Origin of the sequence: Streptomyces sp. NPDC088354 (assembly GCF_044753585.1) — a bacterium.
Lineage (GTDB): Bacteria > Actinomycetota > Actinomycetes > Streptomycetales > Streptomycetaceae > Actinacidiphila.
The window spans coordinates 1-16,929 of sequence record NZ_JBIVNJ010000073.1 but is presented as its reverse complement, the minus strand read 5'-3'; the positions used below and the strand labels follow the sequence as shown (position 1 = coordinate 16,929).

At 69.6% G+C, this 16,929-nt stretch carries 17 protein-coding genes and 2 pseudogenes; 7 read left to right on the top strand and 12 right to left on the bottom strand.

The window, feature by feature from the left end:
• Positions 1–549 precede the first annotated feature (549 nt).
• Positions 550–1,200, top strand: coding sequence for an isochorismatase family cysteine hydrolase (locus ACIP98_RS40370; protein ID WP_401981549.1), 651 nt, complete (start codon positions 550–552; stop codon positions 1,198–1,200).
• A gap of 125 nt (positions 1,201–1,325) precedes the next feature.
• Here the strand turns inward: ACIP98_RS40370 and ACIP98_RS40365 are convergent, their stop codons facing one another.
• Positions 1,326–1,475 carry a hypothetical protein gene (locus ACIP98_RS40365; protein ID WP_401981547.1) on the bottom strand — a complete coding sequence of 50 codons (150 nt, stop codon included), beginning with the start codon at positions 1,473–1,475 and terminating at the stop codon, positions 1,326–1,328.
• A 497-nt stretch (positions 1,476–1,972) separates the two neighbouring features.
• On the opposite strand from ACIP98_RS40365, the gene ACIP98_RS40360 reads away from it, so the two are divergent.
• Positions 1,973–2,989 (top strand): NADPH:quinone reductase, encoded by a 1,017-nt coding sequence (locus ACIP98_RS40360; protein WP_401981546.1) that lies wholly within the window; start codon positions 1,973–1,975, stop codon positions 2,987–2,989.
• 18 nt (positions 2,990–3,007) lie between these two features.
• On the opposite strand, the gene ACIP98_RS40355 is transcribed toward ACIP98_RS40360, so the two are convergent.
• The 4 genes from ACIP98_RS40355 to ACIP98_RS40340 all read right to left on the bottom strand — a co-directional run bounded on the left by ACIP98_RS40355 (position 3,008) and on the right by ACIP98_RS40340 (position 5,384).
• Positions 3,008–3,280 (bottom strand): DUF3253 domain-containing protein, encoded by a 273-nt coding sequence (locus tag ACIP98_RS40355; protein ID WP_401981543.1) that lies wholly within the window; start codon positions 3,278–3,280, stop codon positions 3,008–3,010.
• Positions 3,281–3,366: 86 nt separating this feature from the next.
• Positions 3,367–3,759 carry a fic family toxin-antitoxin system, toxin component gene (locus ACIP98_RS40350; protein ID WP_401981540.1) on the bottom strand — a complete coding sequence of 131 codons (393 nt, stop codon included), beginning with the start codon at positions 3,757–3,759 and terminating at the stop codon, positions 3,367–3,369.
• Positions 3,756–4,070 carry a hypothetical protein gene (locus tag ACIP98_RS40345; RefSeq protein ID WP_319665245.1) on the bottom strand — a complete coding sequence of 105 codons (315 nt, stop codon included), beginning with the start codon at positions 4,068–4,070 and terminating at the stop codon, positions 3,756–3,758. The genes ACIP98_RS40350 and ACIP98_RS40345 overlap by 4 nt, the downstream gene beginning before the upstream one ends.
• A gap of 207 nt (positions 4,071–4,277) precedes the next feature.
• Positions 4,278–5,384 carry a methyltransferase gene (locus ACIP98_RS40340; RefSeq protein WP_401981538.1) on the bottom strand — a complete coding sequence of 369 codons (1,107 nt, stop codon included), beginning with the start codon at positions 5,382–5,384 and terminating at the stop codon, positions 4,278–4,280.
• A 660-nt stretch (positions 5,385–6,044) separates the two neighbouring features.
• Here ACIP98_RS40340 and ACIP98_RS40335 point away from each other — a divergent pair.
• On the top strand, positions 6,045–7,157 hold the full coding sequence (locus ACIP98_RS40335; protein WP_401981535.1) for a glycine-rich domain-containing protein: 1,113 nt from the start codon (positions 6,045–6,047) through the stop codon (positions 7,155–7,157).
• Between the two features lie 156 nt (positions 7,158–7,313).
• On the opposite strand, the gene ACIP98_RS40330 is transcribed toward ACIP98_RS40335, so the two are convergent.
• The 3 genes and pseudogenes from ACIP98_RS40330 to ACIP98_RS40320 all read right to left on the bottom strand — a co-directional run.
• Positions 7,314–7,979: an epimerase gene (locus ACIP98_RS40330; protein ID WP_401981533.1), complete on the bottom strand. Its 666-nt coding sequence runs from the start codon at positions 7,977–7,979 to the stop codon at positions 7,314–7,316.
• Between the two features lie 16 nt (positions 7,980–7,995).
• Positions 7,996–8,271 (bottom strand): hypothetical protein, encoded by a 276-nt coding sequence (locus ACIP98_RS40325; RefSeq protein WP_401981530.1) that lies wholly within the window; start codon positions 8,269–8,271, stop codon positions 7,996–7,998.
• A gap of 154 nt (positions 8,272–8,425) precedes the next feature.
• A pseudogene (locus ACIP98_RS40320) lies at positions 8,426–8,512 on the bottom strand (TetR/AcrR family transcriptional regulator); the annotation flags it as partial.
• A gap of 184 nt (positions 8,513–8,696) precedes the next feature.
• On the opposite strand from ACIP98_RS40320, the gene ACIP98_RS40315 reads away from it, so the two are divergent.
• The gene (locus ACIP98_RS40315) at positions 8,697–8,969 is read left to right on the top strand and encodes a hypothetical protein (protein ID WP_319665252.1); all 273 of its coding nucleotides are present in this window, start codon (positions 8,697–8,699) and stop codon (positions 8,967–8,969) included.
• An 81-nt stretch (positions 8,970–9,050) separates the two neighbouring features.
• Here the strand turns inward: ACIP98_RS40315 and ACIP98_RS40310 are convergent, their stop codons facing one another.
• Positions 9,051–10,076, bottom strand: a complete 1,026-nt coding sequence (locus tag ACIP98_RS40310; protein WP_401981527.1) for a zinc-binding alcohol dehydrogenase family protein — start codon at positions 10,074–10,076, stop codon at positions 9,051–9,053.
• 73 nt (positions 10,077–10,149) lie between these two features.
• Positions 10,150–10,950 carry a glycine betaine ABC transporter substrate-binding protein gene (locus tag ACIP98_RS40305; protein ID WP_401981525.1) on the bottom strand — a complete coding sequence of 267 codons (801 nt, stop codon included), beginning with the start codon at positions 10,948–10,950 and terminating at the stop codon, positions 10,150–10,152.
• Positions 10,951–11,111: 161 nt separating this feature from the next.
• Here ACIP98_RS40305 and ACIP98_RS40300 point away from each other — a divergent pair, with 161 nt between their 5' ends.
• Entirely contained in the window at positions 11,112–12,065 is a 954-nt protein-coding gene (locus ACIP98_RS40300; RefSeq protein WP_401981523.1) for a LysR family transcriptional regulator, read from the top strand.
• Positions 12,066–12,347: 282 nt separating this feature from the next.
• Positions 12,348–13,550 (top strand): L-dopachrome tautomerase-related protein, encoded by a 1,203-nt coding sequence (locus tag ACIP98_RS40295; RefSeq protein WP_401981520.1) that lies wholly within the window; start codon positions 12,348–12,350, stop codon positions 13,548–13,550.
• Positions 13,551–13,554: 4 nt separating this feature from the next.
• On the opposite strand, the gene ACIP98_RS40290 is transcribed toward ACIP98_RS40295, so the two are convergent.
• Positions 13,555–13,968, bottom strand: coding sequence for a hypothetical protein (locus ACIP98_RS40290; RefSeq protein WP_401981518.1), 414 nt, complete (start codon positions 13,966–13,968; stop codon positions 13,555–13,557).
• 852 nt (positions 13,969–14,820) lie between these two features.
• On the opposite strand from ACIP98_RS40290, the gene ACIP98_RS40285 reads away from it, so the two are divergent.
• The gene (locus tag ACIP98_RS40285) at positions 14,821–15,561 is read left to right on the top strand and encodes an alpha/beta hydrolase (protein WP_401981516.1); all 741 of its coding nucleotides are present in this window, start codon (positions 14,821–14,823) and stop codon (positions 15,559–15,561) included.
• Positions 15,562–15,707: 146 nt separating this feature from the next.
• On the opposite strand, the pseudogene ACIP98_RS40280 reads toward ACIP98_RS40285, so the two are convergent.
• Positions 15,708–15,983, bottom strand: a pseudogene (locus ACIP98_RS40280) (transposase family protein); the annotation flags it as partial.
• Positions 15,984–16,929 lie beyond the last annotated feature (946 nt).

Sequence of the window (16,929 nt, the reverse complement as noted above, 5' to 3'; positions counted from 1 at the left end):
CCCCGGCGAGCACCAGGCCGCCACCCTGTCGACCCTCATCGACGAGGTCGTCGCCTGGAGCCGCGCCCTGGCCCCCCTGCGCGGCTGACCACCGCAGCGTCCCTGCGCCGGGCCCGCAGCTCGGCCGTCCGTTGACCGGGCGGGACACACGGTCACCGTGGCCGGGCGGAGCGACCCTCCGCCCGGCCTCGGCGTGCCGCCCCTCCCGGGTCGCCCGCAGGTCAGGCGCCGGAACGGGGGCCTCTGCCGCGGGGCGAGGTCACCGTCACCGGTCTAGAATTCTGCCTGTTGGCACCCTTGAGCCCGCGGGCCTTGCGGCGAGGATCCGCCACCGCGTGACGCCGATGCGCAGCGTCGCACGCGGTTTCTTCCTGACGCGCGCCGCGCCCTCACTGCACTCGCCGTGTCACTTCGCATTCAAGGGATCCGTGGCCCGGGGCCGAGCCGCGTCCGCGAGGCGTGCAGCCGACGGCCGGCTCATCAGGCGCGAAGTCCGCCCCCCCGGGGGGTCATCCCGTATCACCGGCGACGAGGCAGGAGTGAGGAACGATGGGCACCCAGGCGAACGCTTATCCCCCGCACGAGACAGCCCTGCTGATCATCGACCCGTACAACGACTTCCTGTCCGAGGGCGGGAAGCTGTGGCCCGCCGTCAAAGAGGTGGCGGAGGGCATCGAGCAGCTCGACCACATGCGCGCGATGCTCGCTGCGGCACGCGACATGGGCTTCCGCGTCTTCATCGTGCCTCACCACCAGACGAAGCCCGGCGACTACCGTACGTGGGACCACCTCTCCCCCACCCAGCAGCGGGTCGTCGAAGGACAGACCTTCGCCGCCGGCAGCTGGGGAGCCGAGTGGCACCCGGACTTCGTGCCACGCGAGGACGAGCTGGTGATGCACCAGCACTGGGCGTCGAGCGGCTTCGCCAACACCGACCTGGACATGCTGCTCAAACAGCACCGCATCCAGAAGCTCGTCTTCATCGGCATGAAGGCCAACACCTGTGTCGACACCACCGCCCGCTTCGGCCAGGAACTCGGCTACCACGTCACGCTCATCCGTGACGCCATCGGCGCCTTCAACTGGGACGAGATGAAGGCCACGTTCGACATCAACGGTCCCGCGTATGCGCACGCCATCCTCACGACCGACGAATTCCTCACGCTCGTGGGCAAGCAGCCGCAGGCCATGGCCTTTTGAACCGAACGGCTCGAACCGAGCGGGACACCGCGACGGAGTCGGGGGCTCAGACGCGAGGCCCTTCTGACGGGACGGGACTGCGAGATCGCGGGCCCAGGGACGGGTCGCGCATACGGCGAACAGGATCAGTACGCCGCGTCGCCCTCCGCGTCGCCCTCCGCGTCGTCCAGCAGACCCGCCAGGTGCGCGCCGAAGCGGTTCTCCACGTCTCCCTCCAGCCGCATCCCGCGCTCGAAGAGCATCCGCACACGGCGGCGCGCCTCCGGCCGGGCCATCGCCGCCAGGAAGGCGCTGCGGCTGCCGAGAAGGCTGTCGGCGCTCGGCAGCGAGCTCCGGTCGACCGGATCCGGGCGGCGTCCATCCGCGCCGGCAGGTCCTGCAGGGTCTCGAACACGGTGTGGTCCACCGCGTTGAGCGGCGGACTGTCGAACGCGACTTGCCGGTAGGCGGAACTCTCCTCGACAACGCGCACAGATCCCGGCGCTTCGGTCATGACAAGACGCCAGGAGCCCGGGCTTCCGTTGCCGAAACAACTCGCCCCTTCGTCGCCGGAATGGCGGATGTGGTCCGCCCGGCCCGCGAAGGCGGCGAACACAAGCGTGAGGTTCCGCATGCCCCCGGGTGGCAGGCATGGGACCAATTCGGTGCGAAGACCCAAATGTGTATGATGGCAATCATCCAGATTTGGCTGGTGCGCTCTGCGCCCGAGGAAGGCCCGCTCACACCGAGCCACTGGACCCCGTCAGAGCACCCGCGACAAAGGAGGCAGGACATGAAGGCGATCGTGTACCGGAGCACCGGCGGACCGGAAGTGATGGAGCTCGTCGAGCGCCCGATACCCGAGCCGGGGCCCGGGGAGGTCCGCGTCCGGGTGCGCATGTCCGGCGTCAACCCCACCGACTGGAAGGCGCGCCGCGGTTCGCGGGGGCACAGCGACGGGGTGGAGCAGGTACCCAACCAGGACGGTGCCGGGGTCGTCGACGCCGTGGGCGAGGACGTCGACCCGGCCTGGACCGGGCGGCGGGTCTGGATCTGGGAGGCCGCCTGGCAGCGCGCCGACGGCACCGCGCAGGAGTACGTGGTCCTGCCGCTGAGGCAAGCGGTGCCCCTGCCCGACGACGCCTGCTTCGAGCTGGGCGCCAGCCTCGGCATCCCCGCGCTGACCGCGCACCGTTGCCTCACCGTGGCCGAGGGAGGGCCCGACCGTCTCGGCCCCGGCGCCCTGGCGGGTCGCACCGTGCTGGTGGCCGGCGGTGCCGGAGCGGTGGGGAACGCGGCCATCCAGCTGGCCCGCTGGGCCGGGGCCACGGTCATCACCACCGTCAGCAGTCCCGAAAAGGCCGCCCTGGCCCGGGCCGCCGGCGCCCAGCACGTGGTGAACTACCGCGACGACGACGCCGCGGCGGCCATCCGGGCGGTGGCACCGGACGGCGTCGACACGGTCGTCGAAGTCGCCCCCGCCCCCAATGCGGAGCTCGACGTCGCCGTACTCGCCCCCAACGGCACGGTGGCCCTGTACGCCAACGACGGCGGGAACGAGCTCGCGCTCCCGGTCCTGCCGATGATGTTCGGCAATCTCCGCTGGCAGGCCGTGATGATCTACACCGTCACAGCGGCCGCCAAGAACCATGCGGTGGCCGCCGTCTCCGCCGCGGTGGCCGACGGCGCGCTGCGCGTCGGCGAGCAGTCGGGGCTGCCGCTGCACCGCTTCCCCGTCGAGCGCGTCGCCGACGCCCATGCGGCGGTGGAGCAAGGCGCCGTGGGCAAGGTCCTCATCGAGCTGCCCTGACCGGGTACCGGGGTCAGGTCAGCGAGTGCGGCGGATACGGATGGGGCCGCGGGCCTCGGCCGACTCGATGGGACGGCCGGCCTGGGTGATCTCCACCTCGCCTGCCGCGGCCAGGCGCCGGGCCGCGCGCCGGGCCGGCTCCATGAGCGCGCGCCAGCCGTCGTCATCCCCTTCGTATGCCGCCCGCGCGGCGTCGGAAGGGCAGATCGTGGCGGAGGCGGCACGACGGTCCAGCAACTCGAGGATGGCTCGCTCCAGGCGCTGGTCCGTCCGCCGTTCGTTGTCCGGCACTCCACCAGTGTCGCAAAGACGATGAGTGGTCTCTCCGTCCGACGGGACGGCCGGCGGCGCCGGTGCCGCCTGGTGAGAGGCGCCGTTCAGGCCTGCGCCCACTGGCGGAGCTGCAGGGCGACCTGCCGCACGGGCACGTCGCCGGCGATGACGCCACGGACAAGGATCGCGGCGTCCTTCGGCTCATAGGCCAGGCTCCGCCCGTTCACCTGGAGGAAGGCGACCGCGGCCGACCATCCGAACTGGCCGTTGGAGTGCTCCAGCGCCGGGAGCCTGACCAAGGTGTGCACCAGCGCTGCCGCCTTGAGCCAGATCGAGCCGTAGATCTCCTGGCCCATGGCCTCCGCGCGGTGGCGGGCGACCGCGGCATCGAGGACTCCGAGGTCGTCGGCCTGCGGGTCGCCGGTGATGTGCTCCGCGACCTGCAGCAGCATCGGGACCGTCGCGTAGGTCACCCCGTCGGGGCGGGCTCGGCTCACGCGGCGGTTCCGCGCGCCTGGTCGCCGGCGTCGAGCTCGGCCAGGCTGCGGCCGGCCTCGGCGTCCGCGGCCCGGTACGCCTCGTTCGGACGGCCGTCCTCGGGCAGGATCTCGGCGAAGGCGTCCTTCACGTACGTGTGGGCTTCCAGGGCGGCTTCCAGGAACGCGGTGGGTACGGCGTTGGCCTGGGCAAGAGCGGCCTGGCGGATGTACTCCCGGGTGGACATGCCCGCGGCCGCGGCCGCACGCCGCACCATGTCGAGCTCGTCGTCGTCCGCGAAGGGGACGTTCATGCCCTTGGTCGTCGTCATGTACTGACGGTACCGCGAGTACCACCCCTCAGCGCCACACCCGGATCCCGGACCTGGGATCCTTCCACCAGGCCGGGTCGCCCGAGCTTGTGCCCGGTCGACCCGCCTGCTGCGGCACGGAGTCCATGACGGCGCGCCCCTGCCCGGGCATGCGGTCGACCACCAGGGCATTCACGTCTCTGCCGCCGAACCCGCCCCGGCGGCCGATCACTTGGTGGCGTAGACGGCCGTGTAGCCGCCGATGAGGGGACGGGCCTCCGTTATGGAGAAACCTGCCGCCCCCAGCCAACGGGTGGCATCGGCGACGGTGTACTCGGAGCCGCCTTCCGTGTCGATGAGCATGTTCAGCGACACCATGAAGCCGTAGGTGTTCTGCCGTCGGTCGTCGTCGATCATGGCGTCGTAGACGATGAGCGTGCCGCCCGCGGGCAGGGCGTCATACGCCTTGCGGAGCAGGAACTGCCGCTGCTCGGGGTTCCAGTCGTGGAGGATCTGCCCCATGACGTAGACGTCGGCGGGGGGAAGGGGGTCGGAGAAGAAGTCGCCGCCGTGGAAGGTGAGGCGGTCGGCCAGGCCGTGCGCTGCGGCGAATTCCTCGAACACCGGGCGCACCGGGGGAAGTTCGAAGACGCATCCGGTCATCTCGGGACGCGATCGCAGCACTGCCGCGGGTACGGCGCCCAGAGCGCCGCCGAGATCGACCACGTGCCGGCGGCCGGTCCAGTCGAAGTCGGCGGCGAGTGCGCCGGCGAGGGGGGTGCTGACCCCGTTCATGCCGTTCAGGAAGTTGCGCCATGCGGCGGGGTCTTGGCTCAGGGTGGCGAAGAAGGGGGCCCCGGTGTGGGTGACCTCGTTCTGCTGGGTGCCGGTTCGCAGGGCATCGGTGAGGTTGTCCCAGAAACCGAAGAGACGGGCATTGGCCATCTCCAGGATCCCGCCGATGTAGGAGGGCTTGGCCTGGTCCAGGAAGAGCTCGGACGCGGGGCTGTTGCGATAGACGTCGTCCTCGTCGCGGTCCAGCAGGCCCAGCGAAACGAGCGCGTCGAGGAAGTCCGCCGAGGACCTGGGGTGCAGACCCACTTCCCGGGCCAGGGACGCACGGTCCCGACCGCCCCGCGCCAGGATGGTGAATATGCCCAGTTCCACCGCACTCAGCAGCGTCTTCGAGGCCATGAATCCCAGGCCGAGCTGAAGGATCGGCTCGGGGGTGATCGATGCGCCGACGGCCGGGCCGATGCCCTCGCCGGCTTCGGTTCCGGTTCCGGTTCCGGTTCCGGTTCCGACGGCGGCTTTGCCCTTGGGGTGCAGTTCCATGAGGATCCTTTATGGAGTGATCAATACAGAATTACGGCAGGCGGAAACCCGGCCCACACGCCGGGGTCGGTCCGGGGCCGTCTCGCCGACACGCCGGCGCCGGGGCAGCCCGACCGGCGACCGGAAGCCCGGCCGGGCTCGACCGCCAGAGGTCGGCCGACACACCCGGCGGCGACACCAACGACGAGGCCCCCCGCGACGGATCAGTCACGTCCGCCTCGATCGGGATTCGACCGCTCGGTCGACGCAGAACTCCCCGATCCGCGCCACGAACGAAGGCTAGCACGATTCTGGATTGACCAATAAAGTTAAGGAAGGCCCCGCCGACAGGGTTCGCACTGGCCACCCTTCCAGGCTTGCCAACCTGCCTGCATGAGCCGCCTCCAGTGGACCCACGTGCGTCCCATACTCCAAGAACGCGCATCGCCGACCGGCGCTACAGCGCAGCACGGCGGGCCGGACCCACCGAGGGGGTGCCGGGTCGCCGCTACGTGCGGGACGGCGATCACCCGGTCGGCTACCGAATGTGCACCACTCGCCACGCAGGGCGATTCTTGCTGTGGGCTCGCTGTGTCTCCGACAGTTTTTCTCTCCTGGTAGGCGGCATCGGCCGCGTGTCGCGGGCCCCCAGCTGGAGGTGACGTGTTGTCCCGAATAGCCATGCCTCAGGCGTCCATGTGGCGGCGAAACGGTATCCGGATGTGGACGACGGCCACGAGTGTGGCCCTGGCGTCCAGTGCCCTGACGGGTGCGGCGTACGCGGGGAGCGCCAGCGGTGGCGAAGTTGATGCCGTAAAGCCCCGAGCTCAGGCTGGTCTCACCGACCCGTGTTTTCTCTTCTCGGATTTCCCCGGATATTGCCCAAGCCGCCCTGATCGCCACTGGCGTCCGGGCCGCCCCGGCATTCCTGGTCCTCCCGGTCCTCCCGGTCAGCAGGGTCCCGCTGGGCCTGCCGGGCCACAAGGACCGCCCGGACAGACGGGGCCCAAGGGCGACCCCGGAACCCAGGGACCTCCCGGACAGACCGGGCCCAAGGGCGACCCCGGCGACCCCGGAACCCAGGGACCTCCCGGACAACAGGGACCGGCCGGGCCGCCGGGACCTCAAGGCGACCCCGGCAATCAGGGAGTTCAGGGGCCTCCCGGCCAACAGGGTCCCACTGGCCCTGCCGGGCCGCCGGGAACAAACGCCGTCCCGCACGACTTGGCGGACTTCACCGACAACGGCACGTTCGTCCCACCCACCGGACTCACTCAGGTCTTTGTCCAGGTGTGGGGCGCCGGCGGAGGCGGCGGTGCAGTCGCATTGGGGCTCCCGCTCGGCGGCGGCGGCGGTGCCGGTGGCTTCGCCTGGTGTTCCGTGCCGGTGCAGCCTGGGACGGCCTACACGGTGACCGTCGGCCAGGGCGGGGCCGGCGCTCCGCTCATCGGTCAAGACGGCACGACCGGGGCAAGCAGCACCCTCGTGGGGCCGGGCGGTGCACTCGCGTCTGCCACCGGCGGCGCCGGCGGCCATGCTGGGCTTCTCACCAGCCCCCCGAGCCCCGGCGGAACGGGAACCTGTTCGCTCCCTGCCAGGGGCACGACCCGTGACGGCGCTCCGGGCCTGGCTCCCGTCAGCCTCACCGGGCCGCCCGGCCAAGGAGGCAAACCCGCGGTCAGCGGCATCGTCGAACCGGCCCCAACCGGCGCGGCCGTAGGCGGCAACGGCGGCACTACGGGCGCCATAGCGGCTCCCAATGGCGGCAACGGATACGTTGTCATCTGGTGGTAGCGGGCTGCCGCCTCACCTGACCCGCGGCCCTGCACGACACAGCGGCCCGGAACCCCGCCACGGGATTCCGGGCCGCCGGCCTGTCCGGCTGTCGCCCCCGGGCCGTCGCTTCTCGTGCACCTCACGGAGATCGTGCGGTCGCACGCCGCAGATCGCCTATGCGCCCAGGCGGTTGATGTCCCGGCTGTCGAGGATCCGCTGGGCAGCGGTGTCGGGGCGGGTGACCGCGAGCATGGCACGGCCGAGGTGATCGGTGGTCGTGGTGTGCTTCGGCGCGATGCGGTGCAGCAGGGGATAGAGCCAGGAGGTGAGAGTGTAAGTCAGGCGGTAGGCACGGGTCTTGGAGACGGCTCCGTGGCGGGGCTGAATGTAGCCGGGGCGGAACATGTAGGCGTCGATCGGCATGGCCAGCAGTTCGTTCTCGGTGCGCCCCTTGACCCGGGCCCACATGGTGCGGCCGCGTTCGCTGCTGTCGGTGCCTTCGCCGGAGACGTAAGTGAAGGTGAGGCCGGGGTTGGCGGCTGACAGCGTTTTCGCCGCGGCCACGGTGAAGTCGTAGGTGATGCGGGTGTAATCGGCCTCACTGCGGCCTGCGGAGGAGACTCCGAGGCAGTAGAAGCAGGCGTCCACGTCGGTCAGTTGCTCGGCCGGCCCGGACAGGTCGGTGAAGTCCTGGTGGATGATCTCGTGCAGCTTGGGATGGGTCATGCCGATCGGGCTGCGGCCCACGACAAGGACGCGGGTGACGGCCGGATCCAGCAGGCACGCCCGCAGCACGCCATGTCCGACCATGCCGGACGCACCGAAGATGACGACGTTCACGAAGGGGTTCTCCTGCTCATGCGCGGATGATGGCCTTGGCGGTGGCGAGGATGGTGGCGCGACGGCGGTCGCGGTCGGCCTCCGATGTGATGGTCGGCATCAGCGGGGTCTTGCTGACGGACAGCAGGACCATGAGGTCGCGCTGTTCCTCGGCCGGCAGCGTGGCGGGGATGATGCCGTCCCTCTGCGTCCGGGCGATCCGCTCCGCCTTCTCCCGCTGGGAATCGTGGACGACCTGCGGCACGGCGTGCTCGGGTCGCTCGAGCAGCTGCCAGGCGGCGAGTCGCACCACCTGGGGGGCCTGGTAGTAGTCGAACAGGCGGGCCGCGTAGCCGGGCAGGTCCTCCGCGTCCAGGGGGACGCGTCGACGATCTCGGTGACCAGGTCGCTGTAAGGCCGTACAGCAAGGCGTTGTTGACCCCGGCGTTCTTGGTGATGCGCTCCACCCTGGCGCCGGCGATGCCGCACTGGGCGAACTCCTCGGTGGCGGCTTCAAGGATCTTTCGCCGGGTCTCGTCTGCGCTGCGTGCCATGGGCACAGCCTAAGTAAGTCGGCAATGGCGGACGCGCCCCTACCACCTGACCGCCGCGTACGGGCACTCCAAGCCGGCCAACCCGCTCTTCACCTACGAACTCCAGAGCAGGCCGCCCGCGGGCGGACCGCTGGCCGTCGCGGCGCATCCCGGCGGCGCCGACACCACGGGCTCCAAGGACGCGATGACACATGCGTCCGCTCCGACCCGTACGGCGTTCGCGGCCGTCCGGCCGCTCCTCCTCCAGTCCCCGGCGATGGGGGCACTGTCCGTCCTCCGCGCCGCGACGGACCCGGGCGTCCGGGGTGGGGAGTTCTACGGCCCGCGCGGATTCCAGCAGAGCAGGGGCTACCCGAAGGCCGTCCGGTCGAGCGGTCCGTCCTACGATGCGTCGCTCCAGCGCCGGTTGTGGACGGTGTCCGAGGAACTGACCGGGGTCTCGCTCCGCGCACGGTAGGACGGAACCGTGCGCCCCCCGGAACCGAGCCGAACTCCGCCCAGGGGGTGCGCCGTCACCGTCAAGGGACCCGGCCGGAGGTCAGAAGCCGGTAAGAGTGATCTTTCCGATGGCGGAGCCGGACTCGAGGATGCCGTGTGCCTCGCGGAGGTTGGCCGCGTTGACCGGCCCCAGATCCTTGGTGGCCGTGGTCCGCAGGATGCCGGCGTCCACGAGGCGGGCGACCTGGGTCAGGATGTGGTGCTGCGTGTCCTGGTCGGGAGCCTGGAAGAGGGACCGGGTGAACATGAACTCCCAGTGGAACGCGATGGACTTCGGCTTGAGCACACCGAGCGGCAGGCTCTCGTGGTCGTCGATGGCGACGATCCGGCCGAACGGACGCAGAGCCTCGGCGTAGGCGGACAGGTTGCGGTCGGTGTTGGTGGTGCTGAACACATGGGTCACCCCTTCGGGCGCCGCCTCGGCGAGCTGGGGCACCAGCGGTTTGTGATGGTTCACGATGTGCTGGACACCCATGCGGGTGGCGAAGTCGATCGTCTCCTGGCGCGAGGCCGTGCCGATCACCGTCAGACTGGTCAGCGCGCGGGCGAGCTGGGCGACCATCGCCCCGACGCCACCGGCCGCCGCGGTGATCAGCAGGGCACCCTGCTGGTTCATGCCGCCGTTCTCCAGACCCAGCCGTTCGAACAGGCCTTCCCAGGCGGTCAGCGAGGTCAGCGGCAGCGCGGCGGACTCGGTGAAGGACAGGGTGCTCGGCTTGAGCGCCGCGATGCGCTCGTCGACCGTGTGGTACTCGGAGTTGGCCCCGGGCCGGTCGATGGCACCCGCGTAGTAGACGTCGTCGCCGACCTCGAACCGCCGCACCTTCTCGCCGACGGCGACGACGCTGCCCGCCGCGTCCCACCCGAGGATCTTCGGCTCTCCGGCCGGATCGCTGTTCTGGCGGACCTTGTAGTCGACGGGGTTGAGGGCGACGGCCTCCACCTTGACCAGCAGGTCGTGCGGTCCGGGCTCGGGAACGGGCAGTTCCAGGTCGATCAGGCTCTCCTGGTCGCTGACCGGCAGGCTCCTGCGGTAGCCGACGGCGCGCATGGACGTTGCGTTCATAGGGTGATTCCTTTTCGGTGCGGTCGGTGGGGGTGATGGGCGACGGGCTCGCGCTGGAGTGGCGTGGCCCGGTTCACGGAAGGAGTCCGGAGTGGTGGTCGGCGAGATAGCGGTCGGCGGCCTGCAGCGGGCTCAGCCCGCCGACGTTGATGAGCGTGTCGATCTCCTCGACACCGTCGTTGCCCAGACGGAGAGCGTCCAGTCGGGAGACCGCCTCGGGGCGGATGCGGTCCAGTGCCTCCAGGCCGATGACCGGGCAGGCGTCGTCCACGGTGCCCAGCAGCCCCTTGGGCTCTTCGAGTCGGCGCAGACGGTGGTGCCGGTTGAGGTACTGCGGTCGCCACAACGGGATGACGAACCACTCGCGGGCGGCGATGCCGCGGTCCACACGGGCGGTGAAGCCCTCCTCGTCCCCGGGCGCGAAGGTGTATCCGGCCCGGTCGAGGCCGTAGGCGCCCACCATCGTGGCGGAGAAACGGCTGATCCCCGCGCCCGGATTGATGCCGTCGATGGCCCTCGTCATGTGTTCGGCGATACCGGGCCGGGCGAGATCGGACACCTCCCCCACCTCGTCGACGGGAACGTACGGCGGCACCGCCCACACGCAGTACGGCTGATAGTGAGGCCTCAGCACCCGGACCCGGTCCCGGTACCCGGACAGATACTCGCCGTGGCTCGACGGGAGCCAGGCCGAGACCAGCACATCGACATCGCCGTTCCTGAGCAGATCGAAGAGCTCCTCGTGCTTGGCCTCGACGCTCTCGACCCGGTGACCGTGGGATTCGAGAACCCGGCGAGCGACACCGGCGGCGGCGCGGTGAAAGGACAGAGCGATATTCCCTACGATGATCGGATCGGAAGCAGCGGCGGACACGACGCCTCCCTGAAAATAGCAGTTCCTATTTCACTTCAGCGGCTGCGGCCGCGACGCGACCGCACACCCGATCCCGTCGGATCGTCGTACGGGAACCACCCTCTCCCCGCGCCCACCATAAGTCCAAGAAGTATTTGGCATGGTTTCTATATGCTGAGTTCATGGCAACGCTGAGACAGCTGGAATATTTGGTGACCATCGTGGACGAGGGGTCGTTCACGCGGGCCGCCGAAAGCCTCAACGTCACCCAGCCCGGGCTCTCCCATCAGCTCCAGGCGCTGGAACGCGAGGTCGGCGGTCCCCTGCTGGAACGGCTGCCCCGCGGCGTCCGGCTCACTCCGGCCGGACGGTCGATGCTGCCGCACGCGCGCGCCGCTCTGGCGGAAGCGACACGCGCGACGACCTCCGCCCGGCGCGCCACCGGGGTGTCCACCGGCGAGCTGCATCTGGCGGCGCTCTACTCGATCAGCTCCGGCGTGCTGCCCAGGGTCCTGGGCCTGTGGCGGCGGCAGCACCCGGAGGTGCGCATCCGGTTGTTCGAGCACCGCAGGTGGGACGAACTGGCCCAGGCCATGGCCGCCGGCCAAGCGGACGTCGCCGTGGGGCCGCTGCCTCGGGACTGGGAGGGCACCGCCCGCGCCATCGGGGCCGAGGAGTTCCTGGTCGTGACGCATGTCGACGACCCCGTGGCCGCAGTCGCCGAGGGGCCGGCCGTCCGACTCGCCGACCTCGCGGAACGGGACTGGGTCCACTTCACCCCCGACAGCGGGCTCTCGGAGATCCTCGACGACGCCTGCGCCGCCGCCGGGTTCCAGCCCCGCATCGCGGTGCGCACCGAACAGGCCCCCTCCGCGGTCGAGTACGCCGGCGCAGGTCTCGGGCCCACGCTCGTACCCGCCAACACCATCCCACCGCACTTCGCCGGCACGGTCCTGCGTCCCGATCCGCCCGTGCGCCGGCACCTGACCGGATACACCCGCACCAGCCCGGACCCGGTCACCACGTCCTTCCTCGACATCCTCAGCAGCCAGGCCCCCCTGATGCCCGCGCACGTGGCGGAGCGCCTGCGCGACGCGGACCGCACCACGCGCGCGGCGCCGCGAAAGCACGAATGAAGCTTTTGCCCCGGATACGAATGCGCGTTACCATCCGATTCAGCGAATTCCGGAGAGTGCCGGAACAGATGCCGAGCGTGTGTGCGGGTCCCGTCCCCACCTGCCGGCCCGGGGATATTCCCGGTTGCGATCCTCGTTCAACGGCCATAGGTTCGTAGGGGTTCCCATAACCGTTCTCATAACCGTTCTCATGGCCGTTCTCGTGACCGTCCTCACCGCGAATGCAGACGGATCAATTGTCCGGAAATTCTCGTTCCTCGAATTTCGGAACAGGAGCAGGACGTGACTGGGAGAAAGATACCGAGCCGCGGCGTCGTCGCACTGCTGGTGGCCCTCTGCATCGGGGGCGGCAGCGCCACCCAGACCTCCCTGGCGAACTCGCAGGCCGATTCCGGGGAACCACCCGGCGCGCCCGCGCAGAACAAGCAGCGCCTGCAGCCTGTCGCGGATTTCAACGGGGCGATGCCCACGGGTGTGAGCGTCTCACGCACCGGCCGGGTGTTCGTGAACTTCCCGCACTGGGGCGACAAGGTGCAGTACTCGGTCGCCGAAGTGCGCGACGGAAAGACCTTCCCCTACCCGAACCGCGAGATCAACACCGCCGACACACGCGACCCCGCGCATCACTTCCTGGGGGTGCAGAGCGTCGTCGTCGACGCCGCCGACCGGCTGTGGGTCGTGGACACCGGGCGCATCCAGTTCGGCAACGCACCAGTGGGCGGGCCGAAACTCGTCGCCATTGACCTGCGCACCAACAAGGTCATCCGGACCATCCTGCTGCCCCGTCAGGTCGCCGGCCCCCGTAGTTTCGTGAACGATGTGCGACTCGACCTCACCCGCGGCAAGGCGGGCACGGCCTACCTCACGGACGCCTCCTCGGACGGCCCCAACGGGCTGATCGTCGTGGATCTGGCGTCCGGGACGTCCTGGCGCCGACTGAACGACGTGCCCTCGGTACGCCCGGTGCCCGACTTCGTTCCCGTCATCGACGGGAAGCGAATGCTCAACCGCCCGGCACACGGTCCCACCAGCCCCATCAACATCGGCTCGGACGGTATCGCCCTCAGCCCGGACGGCAAGACCCTCTACTACTGCCCCCTGTCCAGCCGCACCTTGTACTCGGTGCCGACGAGCGGTCTGACCGACCGCCGGGTGGCGGATTCCAAGATCGCGAAAACCGTTCGCGATCTCGGCACGAAAGGGATGTCCGACGGGCTGGAGACGGACAACGCCGGCCGCGTGTACGGAGGCGACATCGAGCACAACGCGCTCGTCTTCCGCGACACCGACGGGCGATTCCGCACCCTGGTCCACGACAACCGGCTGATCTGGCCGGACACCCTGTCGATCGGCTACGACCGGAACCTGTACGTGATGGCCAATCAGCTGAACCGTCAGGCCGCCTACAACGCCGGCGTCGATCTTCGGCGCAAGCCCTACGTGCTGTACCGCATCCCGGTCGACGGTGGCCCGGCCCGGCGGTAGGGCCTCAGGAGAAGCCGTAGCGGGCCGCCCAGTGCCCGACGAGGCGCCGGACGAGGTCCGCCCATGCGTCGAGCAGCCGGTCGGACAAGCCGTCGACGTACTGGAAGTTCAGGACGGTGGAGCCGACCTCGATCCGCCGGTGGACGAACATGTCGTCGTGGAGGAGGCCGTGGAAGCGGACGTACCGGAAGCCGGCGGCGCCGGCCACGGTGCGCAGGTGCTCCTGCCACGAGGCCCGGAGCCCCTCGGCGGCACGGCCGGCGCCGACGCAGGTGCTCCAGAAGTGTCGGACCAGACGATGACGGTGATCAGGCTGGCCAGTGCCCAGCCCGGCATGGACAGGAACGGCAGTCCGGAGTGGCCGGGAGTCTCCAGCACGGTGTTGACGGCGCCGTTGGTCGACAGCAGCGCGGACCACAGGAAACCGATGACCAGGGCGCTGACGACGTACGGATAGAAGAACACGGTCCGCAGCAGCGTGTTGACGCGGCCGGGGGCCGAAAGGGCCAGCGCGGCTCCGAGGCCGGCGAGGTTGATGGCCACGGTGCCGACCACGGCGATCACCGCCGTGGTCAGCGCGGCCTGCCGGACCTCGGGATCGTGCAGCATCACACGGTAGTTGTGCAGGCCGATCACCGCGGGGCGAGTCGGCAACAAAATCAAAGCGATCATCGATAGAATCGAGGGATCGACCCAGGGAGGCATACTCCGTGTCCCGCCACCGCACCGTGCCGGGGCCGTGGTGTCCCGTCCCCCGCTTGGGGTCCTCGTCGTGGGTTCGGGGGTGGGTTCGCGTCGGGCTGCCTCTACATCATCGATAGGCGATCGAATCGCCCCCCCGAGTTCTGGAGCCGATGCCGGTGAGGTCGACCTGAAGGCATGGCGACGGGTGACGTGGCCGCCTGGCCGACCTCGCTGGGGGACGGACCTCGGTCAGCACGAAGCGGCCTTGCCCGTGAGCATGTGCGCCGCCGCATGGGGCGGATGATCGGCGTCTCGGGCCGGTCGCCGTCGCGAGGCCGCGGTGCGGGAAGGCGCGACGACACCCCAAGTGGGCGCGCGCAGTGTCGCCGTGGCATCGGCGGCGGAGACTGCGCAGAAAACGTTGGCGGACGGGAGCGGCCACTGCTACGTTTCGGAGGCCGTGCGAGAGATCAAGGAGGTGGTACCCGTGAACGCAGTTTCCACATGGGTGCTCCCCTCCGGAGCCACGGTCGGGCGATAGGTCGTCCGGGAGCGCCGTTCCAGTGCACTCCCGAAAGGCACGACCATGCGTTTCACCTCCGAGCAACGCCTCGATGACGGCGTCCTCGAACGCGAATTCACCCTTGGTGACATCCCCGGCCTCCTGTGGACACCGGCATCGGCATCCGCCGCCGCACCGGCGCCGCTGATCCTGCTCGGGCACCCTCCCCTCGGGCTGAACACGATGTACCCCCGACTGGTGGCCCGGGCCCGGCACGCGGCGGCGGACGGCTTCGCCACGGCCACCATCGAACTGCCCGGAAGCGGCGACCGGCCCCGTTGGCCGGCCGTCGAGCAGGCCCGCGCCGACCTGCGCCGGGCGATGAAGGCCGGCGAACCGGTGAGCGACGAGATCATCGACGCCCTCGTCCTCCCGCTGGTCGACAAGGCGGTCCCTGAATGGCAGGCCGCCCTGGACGCCCTCCTTTCACTGCCCGAGATCGGCGGCCCGATCGGCTACTCGGGAGGCGTGATCTCCATCGGCGTCCGGCTGGCGGCGGTCGAACCTCGCCTCTCGGCCGCCGTTCTGTTCGCCGGGAGCTTCGTGCCTCGCGCCCTGTTCGACGAGGCCCGGCAGGTCACCGTTCCGCTGTACGTCCTGCTGCAGTGGGACGACGAGGGGAACGACCGGCAGACGGCCCTGGACCTGTTCGACGCCTTCGGTTCCAAGGAGAAGTCCCTGCACGCCCACATGGGCGGGCACACCGGCGTCCCGCAGTTCGCGGGGGACGCCGCCGCCCAGTTCTTCACCCGGCACCTGAAGTGAGGCGGGGCCGTCAGGCCGGCCGCAGACGGTAGCTGATGCGGGCCGGCATGTCGCTCATCGAGGACGCGTCCGGCCCTCCGCAGCTCCTGCACCGCGGGCCCCTGCCGAACTCTCGGCAGGGGCCCGTGCTGCTCGACCAGCTGTCCCGAGATCGCAGTGGCAAGATCCGAAGCCCGGGACGCCAGGAGCTCGACCGCCTCGGCGACATACCGGTTGACCGTGGCGATCCCGACATCAAAGCCCGCGGCTAGCTGGGCATAGGTGTGTCCGCTAGTGTGATGCGCCGGCACCAGGAGGGCCTGACGGTCCGGTGTGAGCCGACGCCACCGAGTGCCGCGTTCGCGGCGCCGGGCGCTCAGCAGTGCCGACAGGAATCGAAGGGTCGAGCTCGACAGATCGAGTCCCGATGGGTAAACAAGCACACGAAGCTCCGGGCGGACAGGTTGCTCTTCGTCGACAACCCATCCACCAGGGGCTTCACCTCTTCCCGTACCTGGCCTGCCGAAACTCAGCTGCCAATCAACCAGGTTGGAAACTGTAAGCGCTGGAGGCGTCTCCGGAGGTGACGGTCAAAGCGGGCAGTCCAGCGAGTTCGACGATTTCGAAGTATCCGGGTATCCGGCTGTCGCCGCCGCGAAGGTACTGGATCGTGAGGGTCTGGATCGCAATGGCAGCCATATCCTCAACGACACCGCAGCAGCTGTTGAGGGCGACACAGGTGCCGAGAGCCGTGTGGTCTCTTACTGCGATGACTCAGGCTTCGAGACGCTAGTCGGTTGAGGCTGTGCTGCTGTAGCCCGGCCGTCGCCAGAATCCTACGGGCAGCCCTAGCCTCGCCAGCAGGGCTGTTACAGGTTTCAAGGCACCCGGCCCCGCTCACGCTCCGCCGGGCGCGCGGCGCGCGTCCGGCCGCGCCCACGCTCCAGTCTTCGCCCCGCTCGGCACGGCCGTCCGCCGCCGCGCGAACGCCGAGGACAAGACGTTCAAGATGGTGCGGCATCTGGCTCTCAGGTTCTATCTGTGCACCTCGCACCAAACTAGGATTCTCTCGCTTGGGCGAGAAACCAGATCAATTGCCGTCCGATGGTCGGCCCGTCGCTCGCTCTGTCGTAGCAGTACATGAAGGTAATTCCGCGAGATGGCGGCCTCGTTCGTGCGGACAGTCGGATCTGAGAGCTCGACAAGTGGGCATTCGTTCTTCGAACGGCCGCCATCTTTATAGATTGAGATTGTCGTAGTGTCACAGAACCAAACCGGAACTCCGGTCCGGCCACCGGTGGTCACCCCCACCCGTGTGATCGCCGGCGTCTGCCTCGTCATCCCGTTCGTCGCGATGCTCTGGGTCGGCTCGTACGCGAAGCTGACCCC

Bases quoted from the DNA above. Each gene is read 5' to 3' on its own strand.
- ACIP98_RS40310 (WP_401981527.1), bottom strand. From the start codon at position 10,076: ATGAACGCAACGTCCATGCGCGCCGTCGGCTACCGCAGGAGCCTGCCG.
- ACIP98_RS40360 (WP_401981546.1), top strand. From the start codon at position 1,973: ATGAAGGCGATCGTGTACCGGAGCACCGGCGGACCGGAAGTGATGGAG.
- ACIP98_RS40300 (WP_401981523.1), top strand. From the start codon at position 11,112: ATGGCAACGCTGAGACAGCTGGAATATTTGGTGACCATCGTGGACGAG.
- ACIP98_RS40285 (WP_401981516.1), top strand. From the start codon at position 14,821: ATGCGTTTCACCTCCGAGCAACGCCTCGATGACGGCGTCCTCGAACGC.
- ACIP98_RS40345 (WP_319665245.1), bottom strand. From the start codon at position 4,070: ATGACGACGACCAAGGGCATGAACGTCCCCTTCGCGGACGACGACGAG.
- ACIP98_RS40335 (WP_401981535.1), top strand. From the start codon at position 6,045: ATGCCTCAGGCGTCCATGTGGCGGCGAAACGGTATCCGGATGTGGACG.
- ACIP98_RS40370 (WP_401981549.1), top strand. From the start codon at position 550: ATGGGCACCCAGGCGAACGCTTATCCCCCGCACGAGACAGCCCTGCTG.
- ACIP98_RS40315 (WP_319665252.1), top strand. From the start codon at position 8,697: ATGACACATGCGTCCGCTCCGACCCGTACGGCGTTCGCGGCCGTCCGG.
- ACIP98_RS40365 (WP_401981547.1), bottom strand. From the start codon at position 1,475: ATGGCCCGGCCGGAGGCGCGCCGCCGTGTGCGGATGCTCTTCGAGCGC.
- ACIP98_RS40340 (WP_401981538.1), bottom strand. From the start codon at position 5,384: ATGGAACTGCACCCCAAGGGCAAAGCCGCCGTCGGAACCGGAACCGGA.